This is a genomic window from Parafrigoribacterium soli, assembly GCF_040227235.1.
In the GTDB taxonomy this organism is placed as follows: domain Bacteria; phylum Actinomycetota; class Actinomycetes; order Actinomycetales; family Microbacteriaceae; genus Parafrigoribacterium_A; species Parafrigoribacterium_A soli.
Map to the genome: position 1 here is coordinate 624,464 of NZ_JBELNZ010000002.1, position 26,105 is coordinate 650,568.

The following is a 26,105-nucleotide window of genomic DNA, read 5'->3' on the forward strand; positions in this document are numbered from 1 at the left end:
CTGAACGGTCACAGCAGGTCCTCCGTCCCGCTGCGCTTCACATAGGCGGTGACCATCACGAGGATGACCGCCATGAGGATGATCGAGAGCGACGCGGCCGCCGGATAGTTGAGCGTGACGAGGAAGTTGCTCTCGATCACGTTGCCCATCATGGCCGTGCCGGTCCCGCCGAGAAAGTCTCTGCTCGCATTGATGTAGTCACCCGCGGCCGGGATGAAGGTGAGCAGCACGCCGGAGACGATGCCGGACATCGACAGGGGAATGGTGACCCTTCGGAACGTCGTGAACGGCCTGGAGTACAGGTCGCCGCCTGCCTCGAGCAGCCTCGTGTCGAGCCGCTCGAGAGTGGCATACAGCGGCAGCGTCATGAACGGGATGAAGTTGTAGGTGAGGCCGAAGATGACCGCGGCCGGCGTGCCGGTGAAGTGGGCATCCGGTGCCATCAGCGCGAGCGCCTTGAGCCCCGTGACAACGACCGACTCGTCGGAGAGCAGCGATTTCCAGGCGAGGGTGCGCAGCAGGAAGCTGATGAAGAACGGCGCGATCACGAGCACGAGCATGAGGTTCTGGATGAGCGGCCAGCGCCTCGCCTTGACGCCGATGAAGTAGGCCAGCGGATAGCTGAACAGCAGCGCGAAGATCGTCGCGAGGATCGCGTAGATGAAGGAGCGCAGGATGTGCTCGCCGTAGAGACCGATCACGTCGGTGTAGTTCTCCCAGCGGAACGCCGTCTGGTACTCGCCGATGTCGCCGTTCACGATCGGCTGCTGGAACGAGGTGATCACGAGCGAGACGAGCGGCACGAGAAAGAACAGAATCAGATACAGGATGCCGGGCAGCAGCAGGAAGAGCGCGATGCGGCTCTTGCGCCGCGGAGCCTGTTCCTGTGCCGTGCCGGTGGCGAATGCGCTGAACGCCACGCTAGGCCTCCTCGAGCTCCGACATCAGCGCGCGCTTTCTCTGCACGGCGATGGTGGCCGTGTCGGTGTCTGCGGGGAATCTCGGCTGCGACAGCGCCTCATCCTCGAGCCCGAAGCCGTGGTCGACGCGCCAGCTGACCCACACCTCGGTTCCGTCGGGAACGACGGGCCCGAAGTCGAGGTTCTGCGCGAAGACGGTGACGGTACCGATGCCAGGGAAGGCGACGATGTACTGGGTGCTCACGCCGCTGAACGACACGTCGATGACCCGGCCGGGGCCGAGCGAGTTCGTGCTGGCCGCGGTCTTCGGGTCCGAGGTGTGCAGCAGCAGCTTCTCCGGACGGATGCCGACGGTCACCTCGCCCGTGTGCCGCTGCGCCCTGGCCTTCGGCACGGTGATCTTGACGCCATCGATGCTCACGGTGATGCTGTCGCTCGTCGTGCCGGAGACGTTGCCGGTGAAGAGGTTGGACTGCCCGAGGAAGTTCGCGACGAAGGCCGTGCGCGGCAGTTCGTAGAGCTCCTCCGGAGCGCCGAGCTGCTCGATACGGCCCTTGTTCATCACAGCGACGGTGTCGGCCATGGTCATGGCTTCCTCCTGGTCGTGCGTGACGTGCACGAAGGTGAGGCCGACCTCATCCTGGATCGACTTGAGCTCGAGCTGCATCTGGCGACGCAGCTTGAGGTCGAGCGCTCCGAGCGGCTCGTCGAGCAGCAGCAGCGCCGGCCGGTTGACCACGGCGCGGGCCAGTGCGACCCGCTGTTGCTGGCCACCGGAGAGTTGCTGCGGCTTGCGAGTGGCCAGGTGGTCGAGCTCGACCAGCCGCAGCGCCTCGTGGGCCTTGCCCACCGGATCGGCGATCCGACGCCTGCGGAGTCCGAACGCCACGTTTTCGAGCACGGTCATGTGGGGGAACAGCGCGTAGCTCTGGAACACGGTGTTGACCTGGCGCTGGTATGGCTTCAGCGGCGTCACATCCTTGCCGCCGATGAGAATCCTGCCCGCCGTCGGTTCCTCGAGCCCGGCAACGAGTCGAAGCGTCGTCGTCTTGCCACAGCCGGATGGTCCGAGCAGAGCGAAGAACGAGCCCGCGGGAATCGTGAGGTCGAGCCGCTCGATCGCGGTGAAGCCCGGGAATCGCTTGCTGATTCCCTCGAGCTCGAGGTCTGCCCCGCTTTCGGCGAAGGCCCCGGATGCCATGCCTCAGGCCCCGAGCAGGATTGCCTGGAACTGCGTGCTGTACTTCTGCTCCTCGCTGCTGGAGAGACTACGGAAGACGTGCGCCTTCTTCAGGGTTTCGTCACTCGGGAAGATGAGCTGGTTGTCGGCGAGCTCCGGATCGAGCGCCATCATCGCTTCCTTCGTGCCGCTGACCGGCGGGATGTAGTTCACGTATGCCGCCACCTGCGCCGCGACCTCGGGGTCGTAGTAGTAGTTGATGAGCGTCTCGGCGTTCTTCTTGTGGTCGGAGCCCACCGGGATGACGAAGTTGTCGTTCCAGAGCGTGCCGCCCTTGGTCGGGATGGCGAACTCCCAGTGGTCGCCGGCCTCCGCGTTCAGCTGGGTGATGTCGCCAGACCAGACGATCGCCGCGAGGGTGTCGCCGTTCTGAAGGTCCTCCTTGTAGGAGTTGCCCTTGATGTTGCGGATCTGGCCGTCATCCACCTGCTTCTGCAGCACGTCGATCGCGGCGCTGTAGTCGTCGTCGCCCCACTTGCCGTCGATCTGCGTGCCGAGGTCCTGCATGATGCAGCCCATCGTGTCGCGCATCTCGGAGAGCACGCCCACGCGGCCCTTGAGCGACTTGTCCCAGAGGTCGGAGACGGACTTCAGGCCGCCGGGCAGCTGGTCCTTGTTCCAAGCGATGCCCGCGAATCCGCCCTGCCACGGCAGCGACATCTTGCGGCCCGGGTCGAAGTCGACATCTTTCAGCGCGGGCACGAGGTTCTTCTTATTCGGGATGTTGGCATCGTCGAACTTCTGCGTGTAGCCGAAGCGGATGAGGCGGTCGACCATCCAGTCGGTGAGACAGACCGTGTCGCAGCCGATGTCCTGGCCGAGCTTCAGCTGGTCCTTGACCTTGCCGTAGTAGGTGTTGTTGTCATCCACGGCCTCGGTGTACGTGGCCTTGATGCCGGTCTTCTTTTCGAAGGCCTCGAGAGTGGGATAGTTGCCGGCCTCGTCGACGTCGAGGTAAAGCGCCCAGTTGTCCCAGCGCACCGTCTTGTCCGTGTCCGAGACGTCCTTCGCGGACTTCGGCTTGGTCACCCCGGTGCTTGAGCAGGCGGCGAGCGCAAGTGCGGCCGCACCGATCCCCGCGCCCTTCAGGATGTGTCGTCTCGAGAACTGCGCGCGCTGCGCCTGCTGCACGAGGCTGCGGATGAATGGGTCTTCGGGCAGTGCTCTGGACATGTGGATGCAACTCCTCTATCGACAGGTGCGTATCGAGTGGACGGCTTTGTCCTGTTGTTTGGTAGATACTGACACAGTCCGGGCCTCCGTCGCACCTGCTTATGACCGAAACCACTACATTTCGCCCGGAATGTCACGAAATCAGCACACAGCGCCTGTTTTTGATGCGGAATCGTTCGTGTTGGGCGAGTACGCTACAGACGGAATCAACAGTGCCGTTGCGTTCCCCGAAGCGTCGCTTCGGACGTTGTGAAAGCTGGAGTGTCATGAGAGTCGCCGTTCCCCGGGAAATCAAGAACAACGAGTTCCGGGTGGCGATAACGCCGGCCGGTGTGCACGATCTCGTCGCCCACGGACACGAGGTGCTGATCGAAACCGGTGCGGGACTCGGATCCTCGATCCGGGACGAAGACTATGGTGCCGCCGGTGCGACGATCGGTGCGGATGCCGCGTCCACCTGGGCCGCGGCCGAACTGCTCCTGAAGGTGAAGGAGCCGATCGCGAGCGAGTACGGCTACTTCAGGGACGACCTGCTGCTGTTCACCTACCTACACCTGGCCGCGGAGCCCGAGCTCACCACCGAGCTACTGGCGAAGCACGTCACCGCCATCGCCTACGAGACCGTGCAACTGCCGTCGAGGGCGCTGCCGCTGCTCGCCCCGATGAGCGAGGTCGCCGGGCGTCTGGCGCCCATCGTCGGCGCGAACGCGATGCTCAAGCCGAACGGCGGGCCGGGGCTTCTTGTTCCCGGCGTCCCGGGAACCCATCCCGCGAAGATCGTCGTGCTCGGTGGCGGGGTCGCCGGCACGAATGCCGTGTCGGTGGCCGTGGGCCTCGGTGCCCAGGTGACGGTGCTCGATACGAACATCCAGCGGCTGCGCGAACTGGATGCGCTCTACGCGGGGCGCGTGCAGACCATCGCCTCGAACGGATTCGAGATCGAACGGGCCTGCGTCGCGGCCGACCTCGTCATCGGCTCCGTGCTGGTGCCTGGCGCCAAGGCTCCCAAGCTCGTGAGCAACGAGCTCGTCTCCAGGATGAAGCCGGGCAGCGTGCTGGTCGACATCGCCGTGGACCAGGGCGGATGCTTCGAAGACTCCCACGCAACAACCCACGCCGACCCGACCTTCACCGTGCACGACTCGCTCTTCTACTGCGTCGCGAACATGCCGGGTGCTGTTCCGAACACCTCGACCTATGCGCTCACCAATGCGACGATGCCCTACGTGCGCGCGATCGCGAACCTCGGCTGGCGGGCGGCCCTGCGTGCCGATTCCGCGCTCGCCTCCGGCCTCAACGTGCACGATGGCGCCGTGGTGAACGCCGCGGTCGCCACCGCGAACCGGCTGGATCACGTCGAGGTCGCCGCGGTTCTCGCCTAGCGTCTCACGGGCCGTCACGTCTGGGCCTCGGCCCATGGCGGCAGGGCGCGCTCCACCCTGCCGTCCGGAGTCAGCAGCCACACCGCGGCCGAACCGGCGGCGATCGGAGGCGGCAGCTCGCGCGAGCGGCTGAGGGCCCGAAAATCGGCGGTGCCGCATCCGTCGAAGAGGATCGGCATGGTCACGCGCAGCGTGCCGAAGAGGGTCCACTGCGACTGCCAGGTTTCGGGGTCGGCGAGCAGCAGCCTGCCCGGTGGTGGTGAGTCGAGCGACAGTGCCGTGAGATCGGTCGTCGACCTGCCCTGCACCGTCGTGAGCTGCCAGCCCGGCAACCCGCGGATGGCGGCGGGCGCGCTGTCCCCCGCCTCCGTTCCCAGCCTCCTCAGCAGTTCCGCCGGATGCGCTGTCACCACGACCAGGCCGCCCCATCCGCTCCAGTCGGGCTGCTCGTCGCTCGCAGCAGGCGGTTCCGCCGCGGACTCGTCCTCGTCGGGGAGAGCGAGCTGCACCCGATGTCCGCGCCAATAGCCGCCGCCCGGCTGCAGTCGCGCGTCGAACTCGCTCGCCTCGCCACCGGCGACCACGTGCTCCTGCTTATCGGGCAGCCGCAGCAGAAGTCTGGAGTCGCAGAGCGCCGCGATCGACTGCAGACTCGGGGAGAGGCGCCTCGCGGTGATCACGAGGTGAGTGCCCGCCCGGCCACCCTCCCTGAGCAGCGCCACCACCACCTCCGAGAGTGCGTGGGCATACTCCTCGGAGAAGCTGCCGAGGAGCACGTCAAGGTCGTCGATGAGAAGCAGGGCGGGTGCTGCGTTCCCCGCGCGCACCGACCCGAGCCGCCCGGTGATGGCGTCCCAGGCCGCCTCCTGCTCCCGTGGGACGAGAACGCAACCGGCGGCGCGATCGGCGCGGAGCACATCCAACAGTCCGCTCTTGCCGGAGTGGTGCCCACCGATGACCAGGAGGCTGCCCTGACGCCGCGGACTGTACCGCGCCACGTCGAGCCGCTGTTCCTGCGGGCGGTCGAGAAGTCCGAAGTCGATGCCGTCGCCGCCTCGAGAGCCGTGCCCCGGCAGGTCGTGCAGCCGAATTCTCGCGGGCAGTTCCTCGCACCAGGGTCTGCGCGGTGAGGCATTCGCATCCGCCCACCTGGCCGCGACACTCGCGCTGTCCTCCTCCTCAGCGAGCGCGATCTGCACGGGCTGCGGCTGATCTCCGGCCAGGCACAGCAGCGCTCGGCCGAGAGGAAGCCGGGGTAGCTCGGCGGCGGCGCCGGTTCCTATGACGGCGCTGCTGTCCGCGGCGCTCGTGACCCTCAGCGAGATCCTCAGGGTGCAATTGGCCAGGATGGCGTCTCGCACGACACCGGCCGGCCGCTGCGTGCAGAGGATCAGGTGCACTCCCAGCGATCTGCCCCGCGCCGCGATGTCGGCGAACAGTTCGTGCAGTTCGGGAAAGTCCTGCACCATGGCGGCGAATTCGTCGACGACGATCACGAGCCTGGGCAGCGGATGCTGCTGCGGGAGCTGCTCGATGGACCGCATCCCAGCATCCGCCATCGCCCGCTCGCGATACCGCAGTTCGGCGCGGAGGCTCGTGAGCGCGCGGTGAGCGGAGCGCTCGTCGAGGTCGGTGATGACGCCGACGCTGTGCGGCAGCCGCTGCACGGCGGTGAACGAGGAACCGCCTTTGAAGTCCACGAGCAGAAAGTTCACGGAGCTCGGAGGATGACTCGCGGCCATGGCGAGCACCCAGGCGATGAGAAGTTCGCTCTTGCCGCTGCCGGTCGTGCCACCGATGACGGCGTGCGGACCGTCGCGCACGAGATCGAGAGTGAGCGCACCCGCGGCCGTCACGACCGGCGTGCAGGCCAGCGAGTCGCGACGAGAAGCGGCGGGGTCGTGCGCCGGGGCGGCCGAACGAGGGTAGAGCGTCGCGAAGGCGAGCACGTCCGGAAGGACCGCAGAGCCATCCCCCAGTCCCGCACTCTCGGCGGCACGAGCAAGCCGCGTCGCGAAGACGCGCGCCTGCTCGCGCGAGACGAATTCGGGCGCGACCGCCTCGTCGAGGAGACCAACGGGCCGCGGGCGAAGTCGTGCGAGCGATGCGACCGCGACCTCCAACACCGTGCGACAGTCTCGCGGCAGGCCGTCCGCGGTCTCTGCCACGGCGACGATGGCGAACTCGCCAGGCAACGCCGCGGTGTGTTGCCCGCGCCGGCGGAAGAGCACGGTGCCGTCCTTCGCAGACTCGACGAGCGGATGCGGCAGCGCCGCTAGCCACGCCTCCTCGTCTCCCGCGGCCACGTCGAGCTCGACTCCCGCCGGTGACAGCTGGTTTGCCAGCTGAAGGATGATGCCCCGCGCCACCGCGGAAGCAAGCGCTGGCGCACCGCACACACCGATGCCGAGGCGGGCGTCCACGACGACCGGCGCATCGTGCAGCACCGCCGCACTGCTGCGCAGCGCATCGAGTTGTGCCGCGAACTCGTCCGGCTCACCACTCGGGCTGGTCGCGACTTCCGCGCCCAGACTGCTGGCGATGCTGCCGGTTCCCACGACGACGGGCAGTTCTGAGTCGAGCGAACCACGCCAGCGCTCCGGATCGCGCACCGGAGCTCGCAGAAGGTGCTTCAGTGCGCGGTGCGTGCCGGCGAGCTCGCTGCGCTCCGCCTCGTGTTCGCGGGCGATCGTTTCCTCGCTCGCTGCCACATCCGCGGCAAAACGCTGGCGCTCTCGTGTGCGGCGGCGACGCCCCTGCAGTGCCGCGTCGCCGAGGCTTGCGACCGCCACGAGCGGCCCGAGCAGGGCGAACACGAGAACGTAGGCCGAATGGGTGACCGCCCACAGCACCACCGAACCGAGCACGGGTGCGAGTGTCGCGACGAGCGGGAATCCCCTGCGCTCGGGCGGTTGCGGCGGACGTGGCAGCGAGAGCGGCACCGAACCTCGCGGAACGATCGGCACGCGCGGCTCTGACGCTGCGGGCCCTCCGGAAACCTGACGTGATGTGATGTACGGGGCCACGCGCCCAGCCAAGCAGGTGGGCGTGCTCGCCCGGAGCAACAGAGCCCCGGCGCTGCACTACCTCAGCATGGGATGACCGGTTGAGGAGAGGTCGCTCCCGGGACGGGTCAGCTGACGATGAAGAACTGCTCGCCCATCTCGACGCGCGTGCCCCGCACGACCCGGTAGCGCCGGTCGGGCTGGCAGCGCACGGGATCGCCCTCCGGCTCGCGCACGATCGAGCCGTTGCCGGAGAAGCGGTCCTTGACCCAGAACGCGCCGGCCTCCTGCCCGAACTCGAGATGTGTCTTCGACACCGACCTGCTCGGATCGAGCACCCTGACGATGTGGTCGAAATATTCCGCCGGTTCCGGCTGTGGGTTGCGTCCCACGAGGCCTGTGCCGTAGACCGTAAAACTTTCGCCCGTGCTGAACTGCAGCACGAACCGTGCGCCCGTTCGGCGATGGCTCACGATGCGAGTGGCCTCGATGTCATCCATCTGGTCGATCTGCTCGTCGAGGCCCCACTGCGCCTCGGGCTCTCTCGGGGTCTCTCGCGCGAGGGACGCCGCGGCCGACAGGGCATCGCGTTCGAGTTGCGCGGCCTGGATGATGGCGGTGTCGCGGGGACGACTGAAGTGGCGGCTCGCCGAGCGGGTGACGTAGCCGCATTCCCCGCAGAAGATGTCGTCGCTGCCGAGTTCCGCACCGCACTGCTCGCAGGTCGTCACGAGGTCGACCAGTTCCGGCTTGGCGGCCTCCGCGCGAGCCTCGGTCGCGGGTTCCGGATGCGGTGCGCCTGCACCAACGCCGGCATCGCTCACGGCCGCCGGCGAGCCGCCGGGGGCGGTGGCCCTGCGATGTCCGTTACCGCGAGCATGGGCGGCCTTCGCGGCGGGTTCCGCGGCGACGGCACGGCCGCATTCTCCGCAGAACATGGCGCCAGCGGGAAGTTCCGCGTCGCAGTACGAGCAGTTCACCGGGGCACCCTCTATCGCTTGAACAGGTTCTTCACACTATAACCACCGAGCGATCGCACGGAGATCAGGGCCTTGATGCGCTCCCAGCGGGTAAGGCCATCATCCAGCGAGGAGCGCAGCTCGCGAACGGAGCGCCACAGCTGATCCGCTTCGTCGTCGCTCGGATCGTTGGGCGAGAACACGGCTCGGTCTGCAATGGAGGCGAGCACGAGGGGCTGCATACCGCCCACCACGCCAGCAATCTCGGTTCGCGTGGATGAGGCGGGCGCAACGAAGCCGTGGTCGATCACGGCGTCCTCGAACTCCTGCCATCCGCCGCTGATGCGATCGACCGTGAGCGGCGCGCGTCGCCGCAGCACCCTGCGGCGATACTTTGCGGCGATGACGGCGAGGAACGGCGAGAGTGCAATGGCGATAGCCAGGAGTACCCACCCTGTGATGCGCAGCACCGCGAAGATGATTGCGAGCAGTGCGTCAGCGTCGGCGGGGTTGTCCTGCGTGCTGTCGGGCGGTGTCTGAGTCTCGTGCTTGTGCGGCTGCTCCGGCGGCGGTTGCACGGGAGACTGCGGTCTCGCGATCTGCTTCGGATCCTTCGGCTGTTCCTTGGGTATCTCGCGCACGGGAGGGTTCGGGTCGATGGTGACCCAGCCGTACTGCGCGGTGTCCACCTCGATCCAGGCCGAGACATCCTTGCCCCGGATGACGGTGGAACCGTCCACCGAGACGGTCGCGGGCGCGAATCCGAAGACGACACGCGCCGGGAAGCCGAGTTGCCTCGCCATGAGCGCCGCGGTCACCGCGTACTGCTCCTGGTCGCCGATCATGCGCGGCTCGGTCAGCAACTGTGTGATGCGGTCGGCGGCGTGACCGGAGCGGCTGAGCGGCTCGTTCGGCGCGACACCATGGCTGATGTAGCCGTTCTTCTTCAGCCCGGCGAGCATCGCGACGAGTTTCGGTCCCTCGCCCGTCGTCCCGCCCACGTAGCCGTTCAGAACGGTCAGCAGGCTGTCGGGCACGACCTCGACGTCGGGCACGCGCGCCGTGCCGGGTTTCAGCGAAGCCAGCTGCGCCGCGCTCGGCTGCACGGGCTGCACGGCCGTGAGCCTGTAGCTGTCACCCTTGGTGAGCGGACGAACGACCGCGGCGGTTCCGCTGTTGTCGTTGTAGTAGAAGGAATCGCGCAGCGTCGTCGCTCTGCTGCCGCGGAAGTCGATGCTCTCGAGCTTGCCGATCGTGGGCACCCACACTCCGGAGTAGTCGCCGACGCTGACGGTCAGCGTGAGCTGACGGCCGCGCACCGCGGACTGGTCGAACGTGTACGGCACTCGCGTGAACGAGCCGGATGCGGCATCCGGCTGACCGCTGCCCACCGAATACACGACGCCGTTGTAGCTGTCGAGCGTGGCGATGCGGAGGTGGGAACCCGCGGGCAGTCCCGTGACGACCAGCATCGTGTCACCCGCTCGCGGCGATTTCTCATAGCTCCGGAAGCCGCTGAGCGGGCTGGGGTGGTCGAGCGGATCGAAGGGTTGCACGATCGCGGAACGCACGACCTCGCGCGGCCCGGTCGGCGGCGCGAGCACGGAGGCCGCAATTCCGGACGCGGCGGCGATGGCGAGGATGATGCCGGCGCTCAGGAGGGCGCGGAACCCCGAGAATCCGTGCAGCTGTGGAAGTGTGGCCGGGGTGCCGTCGCCGGCGGTTCCCACGCGCGCGAGGAGTCTGATCGCCTCACGTCTGCGATGCCAGCGACGCCAGGCGAGCCAGACGAGGAGCGTCGCAAGTAGACCGAGTGAGACCTGCAGCGGCCAGGTCGCGCGCTCCGGGCCGAAGGCGAGGGCGGTGATGAACAGAACGGCGGGGGCGAGCGCGCCGAGGTCGCCGCGTCTGGACCGCAGCGCGAGCGAGAGTCCGACCACCACCGTGACGAGCACGAGCAGGAAGGTGGGGACGAGCAGCGCCTGGTAGCTGCCCACCGGAAGGGTGATGGTCAACAGCTGCTTCCAACCGAGTGCCGCACCACTCAGCAGAGCGAGGATCCCATCGATCGAGGGAAGCACGGTGTAGAGCGCACGATCGGGCACGGCGAGCGGCACACCGAGGAGGAGGTACAGGCCAAAAGTCGCCAGCAGCATGACGTAACTGCGCCACCGGTACAGGGCACCGAGGATCGCCAGTGCCGATGCCGCGACCGTGGTGATCGCCACGAGCACGATGATCGCCTGGCTGCGGTAGATCGGCCATAGTGCGACCGAGGCCACGGCGGTCGCCAACCACATCATCGCGGTGTTGACCACGATGAAGCTCGCGCGCGGAGTGTGAGTCGTCACGCGGCGGCCGATCGTGCGAGGGACTTGCGCAGGTCTTCGAGAAAGCCGATGGTGAGCACGCTGAGTCCCGCGACACGGCGAAGTCCAGGTACCGTCTCGGGGTCGCAGACGATCGCGACCACCTCGACGCCGATCGGGAAGCGGGTGGACGCCGCCCTCAGCTGCGCCGGCGTGGGCGTCGAGCCGCACACCAGGAACGCGACCGAAATCCCGCTGACCTGCTCGGATGTCACCCTCGCCACGTCGAGGATCGCGAGCGCCGAGTCTGCCTTCTCCACCACCGCGAGATCGTCGAGCAGCCTGGACGCCGTAACGGTGCTGAGGTTACGCACCGCGAACACCTTGCGCTTGGCGAATTCCGGCGTGCGTTCGCTCGCGACGACGGAGACGGTGCGGGCGTCGCGAATGGCGCGCGTGCCGAGCGATCCGGCCACGCTCACCGCCATCTCGAACTCGTCGTCATGTGCATAGTCGGCGCTCGCGAGGCTCAGCGCGATCACGAGGTGGCTGCGCCTGGTTTCTTCGAACTGCCGCACCATGTACGTGCCGGTCTTGGCCGTGCTCTTCCAGTGGATGTTGCGCCGTTCGTCGCCCGGAAGGTACTCGCGCAGTGCATGGAACGAGACGTCACTGTTGCTGAGGTCGCGGGTGGGAGAACCCTCGAGGTCCCGGATGAACCCCGTGCTGGTGCTCGGGATCGCGATGGTTCTCGGATGCACGAACAGCTCGGTCGAGTCCGTCCAGAACAGTTCCCTGCGCACGAGACCGATGGGATCCGCGCGCACCGTGCGCACGGGACCGACCGAGAGCACGCCGCGGCGCGTCGTGGGGATGGCGAAGGTGTGGGTCGCGACCGCTCCTCGCGCGAGGCCCGGGAGGGCGAGTTCGGCGAGCCCGTCTCCCACGGGAATTTCGACCTTGAGCCCGGGCAGGCGTCGCCTGGTGGGGTTCGTCAGGGTGACCACGCCGGTCGCCTCCTCCCCCACGACAACGCGGCGATGCGGGACGCCGAGCTGCACGACGAAGACCGTGCGCCCGATCAGGTAGATCGCGGCCACGATCACCAGCACGAGCCCGGCCCAGGCGATGGCAACGAGCTCGAGCCAGGACAGCAGGTAGCCGAAGAAGAACGCGACGGGCACGAAAAGCGTGAAGGACCATCCGAGCGGTGTGACGACCGCCGAGGCCCGGGTCCACCCGACCGCGATGGCGCCACGGATGCCTTTGGTCGCCCGCACGAACGCGATCACCAGGTCTGCGAGGAACCCCGTGCGGTTTCCGACGATCTTCGTCCTGGCGTTCGTCAGCCCCTCTGTCGAGGTGTCGTGGACGGAATCGAAGCGCGCGGACCTCGTTGACGTGACGCCGCGCACAGACCGTGTCGTGGTCCGCGACGAGTCGGTCCTGGTGTTCACACCGCTTGCCTGTCGGCGGGCGGCGGGGTCTCGATGAGGATCTGGCTGATGATGCTCGAGGGCGTTACACCCTCGAACTCCGCCTCGGCGTCGAGCACCAGACGATGCGCGAGCACGGGCTCGGCGAGCGCCTTGATGTCGTCGGGGATGACGTAGTGACGACCGTTTGCCGCCGCCAGGGTCTTCGCCGTGCGGATGAGAGCGAGGGCACCGCGCACGCTCACACCGAGACGCACCTCGACGGCGGTGCGCGTGGCATCCACGATCCTCGAGACGTAGTCGTTGATCGAGGGGTCGACGTGCACCGTGCGGGCGAGCGCGCCCATCTCGAGGATGACATCCGCGGTGGCGATCGCGGGCACGGTCACCTCGTGTGCCTTGGTGCCGGCGCCCTCGAGGATCCGCAGCGTCGAGGCGTGATCGGGGTAGCCGATCGAGGCCTTCATGATGAATCGGTCGAGTTGGGCCTCTGGCAGCCGATAGGTGCCCGCCTGCTCGATCGGATTCTGGGTGGCGATGACCATGAACGGGGCGCCGACATCGTGGCTGACGCCGTCTACCGTCACGTGCCCCTCCTCCATGACCTCGAGCAGGGCCGCCTGGGTCTTGGGGCTCGCTCGGTTGATCTCGTCGGCGAGAACGATGTTGGCAAAGATCGGTCCGCGGTGGAACTCGAAGCTACCCGAGCGCTGGTCGTAGATGCTCACGCCGGTGATGTCGCCCGGGAGCAGGTCGGGCGTGAACTGGATGCGGTTGTTCAGCCCCTTCACGCTCTGTGCCATCGCGCGAGCGAGCGAGGTCTTGCCCGTTCCCGGGAAGTCCTCGAGCAGCAGGTGGCCCTCGCTGAGCAGTGCGGTGAAGGAGAGCTTGACCACGAATGTCTTGCCGAGCAGCACCTGGTCGACGTTCGCAACCAGCCGGTTGAAGATGTCGGAGAACCAGGCGGCCTGTTCGGGTGTCATGGTCATTGCGCTGCCCCTCGGTTCTTTCGGCTGGAGTCGATCATCGTTCGGTGAATACCTATCATGTCGTGCACGTTCCCTCGCCGTAGCCGGGGTCGGTGTAATACGGTGGCGGACCGATCTCGACGACCGCCTTCACGCGCACGGATGTCGTGCCACCGGCGACGGCGGGAGGAGGCGCCGGAGCGTCCTCCACATAGCTCGACCACCCGAGTCCGTCGTCGTAGGAGTACAGCCAGTGCACGACGGGCGATCCCGCGTTGAGCGGCACGCTCGAGCGCGGAGTGCTCCCCACCTGGCAACTGAGGATGCTGGCGCGCGTGTTCACCGGAACGAGCTGGATGGGCGCGGACGCCGCACCGCAATAGTTCTCGGTCGCGTCACGGCACCCGCGGTATTCGATGGTCACTGTTGTGCCGTACACGCTCGCATCCGCCGCCGAGGTGAGCCACTGGCCCGCTGCCACGCTTGCCCAGCCGCCGCCGTTCAACCGATACTCGTAGCGGGTCGCGGTGCCGGATGCGACCGAGGCCGTCGATCCGGCCTGGACGTCGAACTGGCCGGAGCCACCGTGGTCCTCGATGCTTGCGGTGCCGCTGGCCTGACCGGGCGCCGTCTGGCTGATCGCCTTCGCCGACACGGTCGGAGTGCAGTAGAGCCCGTTGTCCGCGCTGATGACGTAGAAGTAGGAGTGCCCGTCGACGGCGGTCGTGTCTGTCCAGGGTGACGTCACCCCAGCGGTACCGCCGCTCGGGCAGGTTGTCGGTGGAGCCTGGTCCGCGTTGTACCGGTTGACGCGGTAGCTCACCGAGGGACGCCCGTTGGGGTCACTCGCACCCCAACTGACCTGCATGTTGCCGGTCGCCGCGTCGCTGATCGCGGTGACTCCCCCCGCGGTCTGGCTCGGCGGACCCACGGTCGTGACCGAGGTGGTGCCCCGGTTCCAGTCCGCCGAACTGGTCACCTGCGCGCCGTTCCTGACGATCACGGTCACCGTGTAGGTGTTGTTGGTGGCGAGTTCGCCGCCGCCGTTGAGGAACTCGTAGCTGTTCTGGCCCGGCCCGACGTCGACGCTCATCCCGCCGATCAGGACGGTGTAGCCGACCACAGCGCTGCCGTGGGCCGGGGTGGGTACGGTGGTCCAGTTGACCCGCACCGAACCGCCGCCAGGCGCCGAGTTGGTCGCGGTGGCAGTGATGGATGCCGGGGCGGCCGGCAGCACATCCGACCAGACCGTGCGCCCGAGCGAGCCCGGGTCAGACTCACCGATCCCGTTGGTGGCCGTGACCGAGATCCGAACGGCGTCATCCGGGCCGTTTCCGGGCGTCGGGATGTCACAACCGCTCGTCACGAGGCACCGCGTCTTGCCGAACACCGCTCCCGTGTCCGCGCGCACGGTCGTCACGTCGTAGCCGATGATCGGTGAATTGTTGAACTGCGCCGCGGTCCAGGCGATCCTTACGACGCCGTCGCCGAAGGAGAGTTCCTGCACGCCGGTCGGCGCATCCGGTCGGTCCTGCACCGAGATGGTGACCGTGCCCCAGACGTAACGATTCGGGTCGCCGGTGACGTCTGCCACCTGATACTGAAGGCTGGTGTCGCCCGGCTTCGCCGACTGATCGGCCGTGACCGTGAGCCTGCTCTTATCGGCGTTCGGCGCAACGTGGAGGCCCGCCGGAATGGCGTTGCCGTCGAGTCCCCTGATCGCCACGACCCGCAGCGGCTGGCCGGGGAAGGGGTTGGTCGCCTCGTCATTGGCCAGCACGTCCACCGTCTTGGTCTGCCCGCGCGGCACGGTGACCGTGTCTGGTGCGGCGGAGGCGAGCGGCCTGCTGGAGGCCACGACATCCAGTTCGATTCGCCCGGACTGCCCAGTCGTCACGTCGTCGCGCACCCCGAGAACGATCGCGGTGGTACTGCCGCTCACCGCGTTCTCATTCGCCTTGATGGTGAGCTTCTGACCGGTGAGCGTGTAGCTGAACCCCGTCGGCAGCGGTGCGAGCACCGAGTAAGCGAGCTCGTCGACGTCCTTCGGATAGGGGTACGTCGTGAGCTTGAGCAGGTCGAGGTGCTTCGACTGGCCCGGTTCGAATTCGATCACGCCGCCGTTGAAGACGGGCGGCTGGTTCTGTCTGGGGGTCACGGTGATCGGCAGCACGAGGGTTGCCTTGCGCCCGTCGGGGTCGGTCGCGCTCGATCCGTCGGTGACCTCGAACGAGATGGATGCCGGCCCGAAGTACTTCGACGACGAGGTGAAGCTCAGGGTGTGGTCGTTGACGACGAGGTTGTCGCCGTTGGCATGCGTCGCCTGCACGGTGCTCGAACCGGTCAGGCGCACGCGCTTGCCGTCGACGGCGACCACGTAGTCGTTGAGGTCGATGGTCAGCGTCGATTCACTGCGCACCTGCAGCGGCGGCGCCTTGCGGTTGATCTGCGGCAGGGCGTCGTTGAGACCGGGCACCCAGATGAAGGCGTAGGAGACGATGCTCGAATCATCGGGATTCGCGACCGCGAAGGGGATGATCTGGCTCTTCTGTCCGATCGCCACCCGCACCCGCTTGCCTGCAATCACGCTCGCGGACGAGCCGTACCCCGGCATGATCGACACGTTCAGCTCACTCGGAGCACCGTCGGCGAAGAAGACGTTCTTCAAGACGTCGACGTTGACGCTGTCCTGGCCCAGGATGTCGGACAGGGTCAGCACGGTGTCGCTCGCTATCGGATAGGCGCGCGGCGCATTCGGATCGACCGTGACGGTGATGAATGCCGAGGCCGTTCCACCGTACCTGTTCTCGATCGTGTAGACGAGGCCGTAGCGGCCGGGCGTCTTCGGGGGCGTGACCCGCACGTAGTCGTCGACGATGTTCGCGGTGACGTCACTGCCGTTCGGCTTGACGCTCGTAACGGTGAGCAGCCCGCCGTCGGGGTCGGAGTCGTTATCGAGCACCCGCACCGACACGGTGCGGCCGGGACGAACGAGCACGTCGTCCTGGGTCGCAACCGGGTTGCGAGCTCCCTCGGCCTTCGGGCTGATTCCCACCCGCACGGTTCCCGTCGCTCGTGCCCCGAGTGAGTCGATGACCGTGTAGGTGAAGGTATCCGTGCCCGCGGAGTAGCTGCCGGCCTCGTAGTCCATGTAGTCGGTTCCGACCGTGGTCACCGAACCCTTCTGCGGGTTCGTCGCCTGACCGAGCAGCTGCACGGAGTCGCCATCCGGGTCTGTGCCGCCGAGTGGAATCTTGATCCTCACGGTCTCACCGGCGACGACCCTGCCGGTGACCGTCAGCGGAGCGGGCGGACTGTTGGTGGCCTGCACGGCCTCGCGCACGGCGATGTGCACCTGCGCCTGAGCCACCTGGCCATCCGGCCCGGCCACCTCGTACACGGCGGTGAAGTTGCCCGGCCGCGATGGCGCCAGGTAGCGGAGCACGTCGCCCGAGGCGAAGAGCAGGCCCGAACTGCCGCTGAGTGCGGTCGAGAGCTGTGGCTTGAGGGTCAGCTCCTTGCCATCCGGCTGCACGTCGTTCGCGAGCACGGGAATGTTGATGACGTCACCCACGCGCGCCGTCGCGTTGTCATCGTTCGCGATGGGGGGCTGAAGTCGCGCCAGCTCCGGGATCTCCACCACGGTGATGACGCCCTCGGCCTCCGCGAGGCCGTTCGTCACCCAGTAGTTGAAGCGCACCGGCCCGGCCTCGAGCGGCGCGGTCAGCGTGACCCGCACCGTGCTCTGGTCGAGGATCTCCGCCCGCACACCGGATGCCTCGGGCAGGTTCGCGATGCGCGTTGCCAGCAGCACGCCGCCGGCCGGATCGATGTCGGTCGTCGCGACGTCGACGGTTTGCGTACCCAGGGACGTGACGAAGATCGTCTTCGGAATCGTGATCGGTTTCGTGTTCGCATCCGGCGGTGCGGCGACGTCGATCCTGACCACACCATTGGCCGTCTGGTCCCCATCGTTCACCACATAGTCGACGTAGTAGGTGCCGGGGGTGTCGCTCGTGAAGCGGAAGGTTCCGGTCTCGAGACTCGGGGTGATGGTGGCGCCGGCCTTCGAGGGCACGCTCGCGAGGCGAAGCACGCCCGTGCCGCCGCGAACGTGGTCGAGCGGCGAGACCGTCGTCTCCTGGCCCGCGTAGCTGAGCACGACGAAGGGGTCGGCGAGGATCGGCACTTTGCCCACGGGCTTCACCGTGACCGCGACGTTGCCGGTGCCGCTTGCCGTTCCGTCGGAGACCGTCAGCGTCACCGAGCGCAGCCCGCTGGCAGCACCGCCCTCGGTGAAGACGACGGTGCCCTCCGGCTTGTAGCTGACGGTGTCGGGCTCCGAGGTGGACGCGCCGGAGAGGTAGAACGCATCGCCATCCGGATCGACCCAGTCGCCGAGCACGGGGGTGGTCACTCGGCCGCCCTGGGCGACGAGCGCCCTCGTGTGCCGCACCTGTACCGGCGCCGAGTTCTCGCCGGGGGTTCGCACCGTCACCGTGACGATGGCCGTGGCACTGCCGCCGCGCCCATCGGACACCGTGTACTCGAAGCTGATGGGTGCACTCGCGGTCGGCGCGAGCGTCAGCTGCACCTGCTGCTGGTTGTTGATCAGGTCGAGTCGGCCCACGCTCTCGTCGATGGGCGTGACGGAGGAGACGACGAGAACGTCGCCGTTCGGGTCATAGTCGTTCAGCAGCACGGGCAGCACGCTCGAGCGACCCGGTCTGGCACCGAAGTCGTCCGCGACCGCGACGGGGGGCACCTGCGTCTTCTCGTACTCGGGAGGGGTGTCCTCGTCGTTCTGCTCGACCTGTCGCTGATCCTGCTTGACCACGATGAGGTCTGCCCAGTTGTCAATGAGCTCGCCGTCCTGCTGCACCGCCCAGGAGCCGCCACCACGCGGATCGTTCAAGACGACGCGGTCACCGTTGGACAGAAATTCGAGCCGGGCGGCGGCCGCCGGCACCCTCCTCAGAAGCAGGGTGGTGGCCGCACCTTCACCGCAGCGACGCCACGCCGTGCCGTCTGACCATGCCCCGAACGCGCACCCGTTGACCACCGTGGGGGCCGCGGCGAACCCGCTCCTACCGCTGACGAGGGACTGGGGATCGCCGCCGGCGAGGGGCACGCTGATGAGCCCGTCACGATTGGCGATGAGCACCGCGTTTCCCGCGGCCGCCGCGTGCTGCAGCGCCGGTGCGGTGTCGGACCTGATGAACCGGGTCAGGTCGACGGTACGGCCGCCGACCAGGAGCTTCCTCGAGGTCGCGTCGAGCAGTGCCCAGGTATCTGCCACCGAGGTGATGGACATGACACTCCGAGCGTTCCCGAAGCCGGGGACCGCGGTGGTCTGGGTCACGGCGTCGGACTGCGACACGTCGACGCGGTACACCTGGGCGGCCTCGGCAGAGTAGGCGTAGAGCACACCCTCCGGCGTCATGCTCACGACGGAATCGGTGCCGAGGCTCAGCGTCGGCTGCGACTCGGCATCGAACTTCGGGAGCGAGCCGAACGGCATTATCCACAGCTCACCCGTCGCGCGGGAGTGGATGACGACCTGGCCGTGGGCGAGGAACACCTCGGGCTTTCCGGACGGCAGCGGAACGCTGTCGGTGACCTTGGAGGTCGCCGGATCGACAATGTCGACCTTGCTGTCGCTCTCGTCGACGAGCAGCACGGCCGAATCGTCCTGAACCACGTTGAGCTCGACGCCCGTGCTCGCGACGACCGTGTTGAGTTCGAGCACCTGGGTGTTCGCGCGGCCGATGACCTGTTTCGCCCCGTTGGAGACCCACACCGAGCCGTCGTTCAGGTCGAGGTGCTGGGCGGTGTAGCCGTTCGACACGATGGCTACCGCCACCACGAGCACGCCCACGATGACCGCGCTCACCACGGTGACCAGGAGCGAGGTACGGGTGGAGAGCCAGCGCCTAAACATCGGGGACCATCATCCGGTGAAGTTGACGCATTTCTCGGTGCTCGGAGGGCCGACCTTGCCCGCACGGTTGACCGCCACGGTGATGCAGACTCGGTCGCCCGGCTGCGCGTCGACGGGGAACTTCGTCGCGCTCTGGATGCTCGACTTCCCATCGCTCGTCGTCACCTGGTACGAGTCGTCGACCGTGATCCCGGGATCGCTCCAGCTGAAGACGATGGAGCGCGCCGTTGTCGTTGCGGCGACATCGGTCACCTGCGGTATCCCGCCGTTGCCGGACCTGAGCAGCACGAGCGTCACCGTGGCGAGCAGCACGATGACGACAACCGCGCTCGCCACGACGCCCCAGGCGAGCGCGCGCATCCCCTTGCCCTGAGTGGCCGGCCTGGTGCTCGTGCTGGGCCCCACCGCAGCCTGGCGGTGCAGCGTTCCCACGGCCGCGTAGCTCGCGTCGGCAGAGACCGCGCGACGGCGGCGACGCGCCTTCGTGGAGGACACCGCCCCGGCCACGCCGCGGATGCGGGTGCGATCCTCGAGGTCCGAGGCCGTGGCGAGGGCCCAGTCATCCATCGCGACCTCGATCGGTGTCTGCGGCACGCCGAGTTCAGTCTCGATCGCCTGGAATTCGTGCACCAGTTCGAGCACGGTCTGCGGGCGATTCTCCGGCTTGCGGGACATCGCCCTCGTGAGCGCCCGCTCGAGGCTCGCGGGCACGTCGCTGCGGCCGATCGGCTGGATCTTGGCGCGGTTGATGCGCGAGACCAGATCGGATGGCTTGTTGGACTCTCCCGGAATCTCGCACGGCGAGCGTCCGGCGAGCAGCGAATACACGGTGGCCGCGAGCGACCAGACCTCGGATGCGACGGTGCCCGAGGTTTCGTCCATCAACACCTCCGGCGCCGACCACGGGATCGACATCCCGATCGCTTCCTGCGCATCGGATTCGCCGAGCGTCGCCGCGATGCCGAAGTCGGAGAGCACGGGATGCCCGTAGGCGGTCATCAGGATGTTGGAAGGCTTGATGTCGCGGTGCAGCACGCCCGCCCTGTGCGCGGTCTCGACCGCGCTGCCGATCTTGACCGCGATGCGCAGCACCTCGGGCACCGGCAAGCGCTCCCTGCGGTAGCGCTCACTGAGGGACGATGAGCACAGTTCCATCACGAGGTACGGCCGGCCGTCGGAGGAGACGCTCGCCTGGTGCACGGTGAGGATCGACGGATGAGCGCTGAGCTGCGCCATGAGGTTCGCCTCGGCCTGGAACATCTGGCGCACGTGGTCGTTGACCATTTCGCTCAACATCACCTTGACCGCGACCTGGCGGCGTGGCATGTTCTGTTCGTAGAGGAAGACGTCGGCGAAGCCGCCGGATCCGAGCACGTGAATATGGGAGAAACCGGGCAGCACGGGAGGCTGAGACGGCAGTCGTCGTGCCATGGCTCCCCCTCGCTCATCCCGGCGGCATCCGTGCAACGTCGAACAGGGCAGCCGTCAGGCCCAGTGTCCTATTGTAGGCATGCCTGCGCGAGTGCCATCAGTACTAAATCCCCTGATGACGGGCCTGTTTGCCCCCCTTTTGGGGGGCGTTTGTCGTGGCCTCACCATACGCGACGACGTCCACGACGAGCACCGTCACATTGTCCCGCCCGCCGGCCGCGAGCGCGGCGTCGACGAGCGCCTGTGCGGTCTCGCTCGCGCTCAGCCCCGAGGCAAGGTGAAGTCGCAGGCGTTCGCTGCCGACCTCCTTGCTCAGTCCATCCGAGCACAGGAGCAGTCGCAGCCCGGCTCGAAGCGGCAGCAGCCAGTGGTCGGGCATCGGTTCCGCGTTGAAGCCGACGGCGCGCGTGATGATGTTTCCATCCGGATGCGACTCGGCATCCTCTTCGCTGATGATGCCCGCGTCGACGAGCTCTTGCACCACCGAGTGGTCGACGGTGACCTGAACGAGTTCGTTGTGCTCGAACATGTACACGCGCGAATCGCCGATGTTGAAGATGTCCCAGTACGGCCTGCCCGCCTGGAGCGTGAGGGCCGCGCCGGTGACCGTCGTTCCGACGCCCAGTTTCCGCTCATCCGCCGCCATCGCGATGTCCGAGGTCGCGGCCTTGAGCGCGTCCGTGATGACATCCTGGCTGGTGAAGTCGCCGGATACCGCGTCGGCCAGGCGGGTCACAACCGCCTCGCTCGCCACATCCCCCGAGGAGTGACCGCCCATACCGTCGGCTACGGCGAAGATCGGTGGACGAGCCACGAAACTGTCTTCGTTGTGGTCGCGCCTGCGACCGATGTCGGTGGCGGCACCCCACGACAGCACGAGCTCGCCCGGTTGTCTGCCCGGCAGTGCCACCTCAAACCCGGCGGTGCTGCTACCAAGTTCGGTCACGACCAGCCCCTTTCGCCCGCGTCGCCGGGAACCGTGAGCCTGGGCGGGGGGAGGATGTGCAGCACGTTGCCATCGCCGATGTCCACCTGCGTCCCCGGACGCACCACGATCGACTCGCCCTGACGCAGCTTCACCGGCCGAGACCCGGGCATCCGCACGATCGTGCCGTTCGTGGACCTCAGGTCGGTGACGATCACGGAACTGCCCTCCTGGCGGAGTTCGACATGGGTGCTCGACACCTCGCTGAGCGGAGATGACACGCGCACGAGACGCGGGAAGACCTTACCGGGCACGCGCGGAGCCGTAGGCCGCCTGCCAATCAGTGCCGGCACATCGAGGCTGACCGGTGCGCGATCGCCGATGCGGAAGCCGTGAGCGCTGGAGACCGGAGTGGTCGGAATCGGGACCGGCGGCAGCAGCGGCGGGACGGCCGCGGGCGCATAGCGCGGCGCCGCGGTTTCGCGGGTGTAGCGCGGCGCGATGGTTTCGGGGGCCTCGGGCGGCGTGACTGGCACGACCGGCGCCGGGCGGGAGGTGGTGGTGACAGCGGGTGGGAGCACGTCGACCTCGCGCGCTGCCGAGGGCGCCCGAAGGGTCTCGTTCAGTCGGCTGTGGGTGAGGGGCACTCGTCGGCGGTTGGTCGCGGCAGGCTCAACCAAAGCGGGAGGGCGAGTCTCCGCCCCGTTCTCGGCGGGAGCGCCAACGGCGGCTCCGCCGGTCGTTCCAACGGCCGCCCGAACGTTCACCGCCTGTGCCGGTTTCGTCGGCACCACGGTGTCTTCGTCGATGTCCTCCTGACGCGGCGAAATGCGGCGCGACGGCACGATGACCGTGTCGTCGAGATCCTCATTCACGCAGCCAGCCTAGGACTCCGCACGCCGCACGCGCGCCACCCGTACCGAATCAGCCCCCGATGTAACTCATCACGTGCTTGATCCGGGTGTAGTCCTCGAAGCCATAGCTCGAGAGGTCCTTACCGTAGCCCGAGTGCTTGAAGCCGCCGTGCGGCATCTCCGCGACGATCGGAATATGGGTGTTGATCCAGACGCAACCGAAGTCGAGGTTCTTGGCGAAGCGCATGGCGCGGCCGTGGTCCCGCGTCCACACGCTCGAGGCGAGACCGTAACGCACGTCGTTGGCGGAGGCCAGCGCATCGGCTTCGTCGCCGAACTTCTGCACGGTGATCACCGGGCCGAAGATCTCGTTCTGCACCGCCTCATCCGTTTGCCCGAGGCCGGAGACGATCGTCGCCTCGTGGAAGAAGCCTCTCGAGCCCTGCCGGTGACCGCCGAGCTCGATGACGGCGTTGTCGGGCAGCCTCTCGATGAAACCCTGCACCTGCGCCAGCTGGTTCGCGTTGTTCACCGGGCCGAACAGCACATCCGGCTCCCCCGGCGCTCCGGTCCTGGCGTGGTCGCGGGCGTGCGCTGCGAGCGCCGCGACGAACTCGTCATGGATGCCCGACTGCACGAGCAGCCGCGTCGCAGCGGTGCAGTCCTGCCCCGCGTTGAAGTAGCCTGCCGCGGCGATGCCCTCGACCGCGCGCTCGATGTCGGCGTCGTCGAAGACGATGACCGGCGCCTTGCCCCCGAGTTCCAGGTGCACGCGCTTCAGGTCGCGCGAGGCCGCGCGGGCGACCTCCATGCCCGCTCGCACCGAACCGGTGATCGACACCATCTGCGGCGTCGGGTGGTCGACCATGGCGGCACCCGTCGAGCGGTCACCCAGGACGACGTTCAGAACGCCCTTCGGCAGGAACTCCGCGGCGACCTCGGCGAGCAGCAGGGTGGACGACGGGGTCGTGTCAGACGGCTTCAACACCGTGGTGTTGCCTGCGGCGAGCGCCGGGGCGAACTTCCAGACGGCCATGTTGAGCGGATAGTTCCACGGGGTCACCTGCCCGATCACACCAATCGGCTCCCGGCGGATAAAGGAGGTGTGGTCCCTCATATACTCACCGGCGGATTTGCCCTGAAGATTGCGTGCCTCGCCCGCGAAGAAGCGGATCTGGTCGACCGAGAGCAGGATCTCGTCCTCGACCAGCGTCGCGCGTGGTTTGCCGGTGTCCTTCGATTCCGCGTCGGCGAAGTCGTCGGCGCGCGCCTCCATGGCGTCCGCGATGCGGAACAGTGCGAGCTGCCGCTCGGCAGGCGTGGTGTCGCCCCAGGTCTCGAAGGCCGCGGCCGCAGCGGAGAAGGCCGCATCGACATCCGCCGTGCCCGAGACCGGCGAGAGCGCGTATGTCTCCTCCGTCGCCGGATCGACGACGGCAAAGCTCGCCTCGGCTTCGGCGGCCCTGTGCTCGCCGTCGATGAAGTTGGTCAGCAGGGGATTCTCCATGGCTCCACGATAGCGAGCGGCCGCCCCCTTGGCCAGCAACTTGCCACCGATTTCGTTGTCCAACTACGAGACGGCTGCGGATTCGCTTGTGAGAAGCGGCTTTCACTGACAGAATCAACGCATGACACCTTCGAGCAAGCCCACCAAGGCCGTGCAACTCGATGACGTCTCCAAGGCGATCATCGAACAATTGCAGTCGGATGGCCGCCGCAGCTACGCAGAGATCGGCAAGGCGGTTGGTCTCAGCGAGGCGGCCGTGCGCCAGCGGGTGCAGAAACTCACGGATTCCGGGGTCATGCAGGTGGTCGCGGTCACCGACCCGATGCAGCTCGGCTTCTACCGGCAGGCCATGATCGGCGTGCGCGCGACCGGCGACACCACGGTCATCGCCGAGCGACTCGGCCGCATCCCCGCCGTCGACTACGTGGTGCTCACGGCGGGCAGCTTCGACATCCTCGCCGAGGTCGTCTGCGAGAACGACGACGACCTCATCGAACTGCTCAACCAGGACATCCGCGGCATTCCCGGCGTGCAGTCCACCGAAACATTCGTCTATCTCAAACTGCAGAAACAGTTCTATAACTGGGGAACTAGGTAATCATGACAACCACCGTCGAGACGCCGAAACCGTCCGCAGGGTCGCCTTCGAGCAAGTACGACGAGGCGGCGCTGCAGCAGAAGGCCAAGGATCACCTCTGGATGCACTTCGCCAGGCAGTCCGTCATGGAGGACGGCCCGGGCGTGCCCATCATCGTCAAGGGCGAAGGGCACCACATCTGGGATTCCAAGGGCAAGAAGTACTTCGACGCCCTGAGCGGACTTTTCGTGGTCAACGCCGGCCACGGTCGCAGGCGACTCGCCGAGGTCGCGGCCAAGCAGGCTGAGGAGCTCGCCTTCTTCCCCCTCTGGTCGTACGCGCATCCGAGTGCCATCGAACTGGCCGACCGCCTCGCGGGCTACGCGCCGGGCGACCTCAACCGTGTCTTCTTCTCCACCGGTGGCGGCGAGGCGGTCGAGACCGCATTCAAGCTCGCCAAGTACTACTGGAAGCTGCAGGGCAGGCCCACCAAGCACAAGGTCATCTCCCGTGCCGTCGCCTATCACGGCACCCCGCAGGGCGCCCTCGCCATCACGGGTATCCCCGCCATGAAGGAGATGTTCGAACCGGTGACCCCCGGTGGCTTCCGCGTACCGAACACCAACTTCTATCGCGCCCCGGAGCACGCCGACGACCTCAACGCGTTCGGGCAGTGGGCCGCGAACCGCATCGAGGAGATGATCGAGTTCGAGGGCCCCGAGACCGTCGCCGCGATCTTCCTTGAGCCGGTGCAGAACAGCGGCGGATGCTTCCCCCCGCCGCCCGGGTACTTCAAGCGAGTGCGCGAGATCTGCGACAAGTACGACGTGCTGCTCGTGGCGGACGAGGTCATCACCGGCTTCGGCCGCATCGGCAACATGTTCGCCTCGACCACCTACGGCATCCAGCCCGACATGATCACCTGCGCGAAGGGCATGACGAGCGGCTACTCCCCGATCGGCGCGACGATCATCAGCGACAGGCTGTACGAACCGTTCAAGCACGGCGACACCGCGTTCTATCACGGCTACACCTTCGGTGGACATCCGGTCTCGTCCGCGGTCGCGCTCGAGAACCTCGACATCTTCGAGGAGGAGAAGCTCAACGAGAACGTGCGCACCAATTCGCCGATCTTCCGCGCGACCCTCGAGAAGCTGCTCGACCTGCCGATCGTGGGCGACGTGCGCGGCGACGGGTACTTCTTCGGTATCGAGCTGGTCAAGGACAAGGTCACCAAGGAGACCTTCAACGACGACGAGTCCGAGCGCCTGCTGCGCGGGTTCCTCTCCAAGGCGCTGTTCGAGGCCGGGCTGTACTGCCGGGCGGATGACCGCGGGGACCCCGTCGTTCAGCTCGCGCCGCCGCTCACCATCGGCCCGAAGGAGTTCGACGAGATCGAGTCGATCCTGCGCGGCGTCCTGACCGAGGCCTGGACGAAAATCTAGGCGCGTAGTCCTCCTCAGCGACCGAACGACCAT

Annotated in this window: 16 protein-coding genes; 3 read left to right on the top strand and 13 right to left on the bottom strand. The window is 67.3% G+C overall.

Going from position 1 to position 26,105, the window contains the following annotated elements; genetic code table 11:
* Nucleotides 1–8 precede the first annotated feature (8 nt).
* Genes ABUA37_RS07300 through ABUA37_RS07310 form a run of 3 tightly spaced genes read right to left on the bottom strand, consistent with a single transcriptional unit; the run spans nt 9 to nt 3,333 of the window.
* A complete protein-coding gene (locus ABUA37_RS07300; RefSeq protein WP_349898469.1) occupies nt 9–920 on the bottom strand; it encodes an ABC transporter permease in 912 nt (303 codons plus the stop codon).
* A gap of 1 nt (nt 921) precedes the next feature.
* On the bottom strand, nt 922–2,121 hold the full coding sequence (locus ABUA37_RS07305) for an ABC transporter ATP-binding protein (protein ID WP_349898470.1): 1,200 nt from the start codon (nt 2,119–2,121) through the stop codon (nt 922–924).
* 3 nt (nt 2,122–2,124) lie between these two features.
* Entirely contained in the window at nt 2,125–3,333 is a 1,209-nt protein-coding gene (locus tag ABUA37_RS07310) for an ABC transporter substrate-binding protein (RefSeq protein WP_349898471.1), read from the bottom strand.
* 266 nt (nt 3,334–3,599) lie between these two features.
* Between ABUA37_RS07310 and ald the strand changes: the two genes are divergently transcribed.
* The gene (gene ald, locus ABUA37_RS07315) at nt 3,600–4,715 is read left to right on the top strand and encodes an alanine dehydrogenase (protein WP_349898472.1); all 1,116 of its coding nucleotides are present in this window, start codon (nt 3,600–3,602) and stop codon (nt 4,713–4,715) included.
* Between the two features lie 14 nt (nt 4,716–4,729).
* Here ald and ABUA37_RS07320 read toward each other — a convergent pair whose 3' ends face one another.
* The 10 genes from ABUA37_RS07320 to ABUA37_RS07365 form a co-directional block, all read right to left on the bottom strand.
* Nucleotides 4,730–7,681: an FtsK/SpoIIIE domain-containing protein gene (locus ABUA37_RS07320; protein ID WP_349898473.1), complete on the bottom strand. Its 2,952-nt coding sequence runs from the start codon at nt 7,679–7,681 to the stop codon at nt 4,730–4,732.
* A gap of 167 nt (nt 7,682–7,848) precedes the next feature.
* Nucleotides 7,849–8,700, bottom strand: coding sequence for a double zinc ribbon domain-containing protein (locus ABUA37_RS07325; protein WP_349898474.1), 852 nt, complete (start codon nt 8,698–8,700; stop codon nt 7,849–7,851).
* A gap of 11 nt (nt 8,701–8,711) precedes the next feature.
* Nucleotides 8,712–11,030: a DUF3488 and transglutaminase-like domain-containing protein gene (locus tag ABUA37_RS07330; protein WP_349898475.1), complete on the bottom strand. Its 2,319-nt coding sequence runs from the start codon at nt 11,028–11,030 to the stop codon at nt 8,712–8,714.
* The gene (locus tag ABUA37_RS07335) at nt 11,027–12,403 is read right to left on the bottom strand and encodes a DUF58 domain-containing protein (protein WP_349898476.1); all 1,377 of its coding nucleotides are present in this window, start codon (nt 12,401–12,403) and stop codon (nt 11,027–11,029) included. The genes ABUA37_RS07330 and ABUA37_RS07335 overlap by 4 nt, the downstream gene beginning before the upstream one ends.
* Nucleotides 12,404–12,441: 38 nt before the next feature.
* Nucleotides 12,442–13,413 (bottom strand): AAA family ATPase, encoded by a 972-nt coding sequence (locus ABUA37_RS07340; RefSeq protein ID WP_349898477.1) that lies wholly within the window; start codon nt 13,411–13,413, stop codon nt 12,442–12,444.
* 55 nt (nt 13,414–13,468) lie between these two features.
* Nucleotides 13,469–19,333, bottom strand: coding sequence for an Ig-like domain-containing protein (locus ABUA37_RS07345; RefSeq protein ID WP_349898478.1), 5,865 nt, complete (start codon nt 19,331–19,333; stop codon nt 13,469–13,471).
* 9 nt (nt 19,334–19,342) lie between these two features.
* Nucleotides 19,343–20,764 carry a serine/threonine-protein kinase gene (locus ABUA37_RS07350; protein WP_349898479.1) on the bottom strand — a complete coding sequence of 474 codons (1,422 nt, stop codon included), beginning with the start codon at nt 20,762–20,764 and terminating at the stop codon, nt 19,343–19,345.
* A gap of 103 nt (nt 20,765–20,867) precedes the next feature.
* Nucleotides 20,868–21,710 (bottom strand): PP2C family protein-serine/threonine phosphatase, encoded by an 843-nt coding sequence (locus tag ABUA37_RS07355; protein WP_349898480.1) that lies wholly within the window; start codon nt 21,708–21,710, stop codon nt 20,868–20,870.
* Complete coding sequence (locus tag ABUA37_RS07360; RefSeq protein WP_349898481.1) at nt 21,707–22,564, bottom strand: FHA domain-containing protein; 858 nt, start codon at nt 22,562–22,564, stop codon at nt 21,707–21,709. The genes ABUA37_RS07355 and ABUA37_RS07360 overlap by 4 nt, the downstream gene beginning before the upstream one ends.
* A 49-nt stretch (nt 22,565–22,613) precedes the next feature.
* On the bottom strand, nt 22,614–24,050 hold the full coding sequence (locus ABUA37_RS07365; protein ID WP_349898482.1) for an aminobutyraldehyde dehydrogenase: 1,437 nt from the start codon (nt 24,048–24,050) through the stop codon (nt 22,614–22,616).
* Nucleotides 24,051–24,171: 121 nt separating this feature from the next.
* On the opposite strand from ABUA37_RS07365, the gene ABUA37_RS07370 reads away from it, so the two are divergent.
* Both ABUA37_RS07370 and ABUA37_RS07375 read left to right on the top strand, forming a co-directional pair.
* Complete coding sequence (locus ABUA37_RS07370; protein ID WP_349898483.1) at nt 24,172–24,648, top strand: Lrp/AsnC family transcriptional regulator; 477 nt, start codon at nt 24,172–24,174, stop codon at nt 24,646–24,648.
* Between the two features lie 2 nt (nt 24,649–24,650).
* Entirely contained in the window at nt 24,651–26,072 is a 1,422-nt protein-coding gene (locus ABUA37_RS07375) for an aspartate aminotransferase family protein (RefSeq protein WP_349898484.1), read from the top strand.
* Nucleotides 26,073–26,105 lie beyond the last annotated feature (33 nt).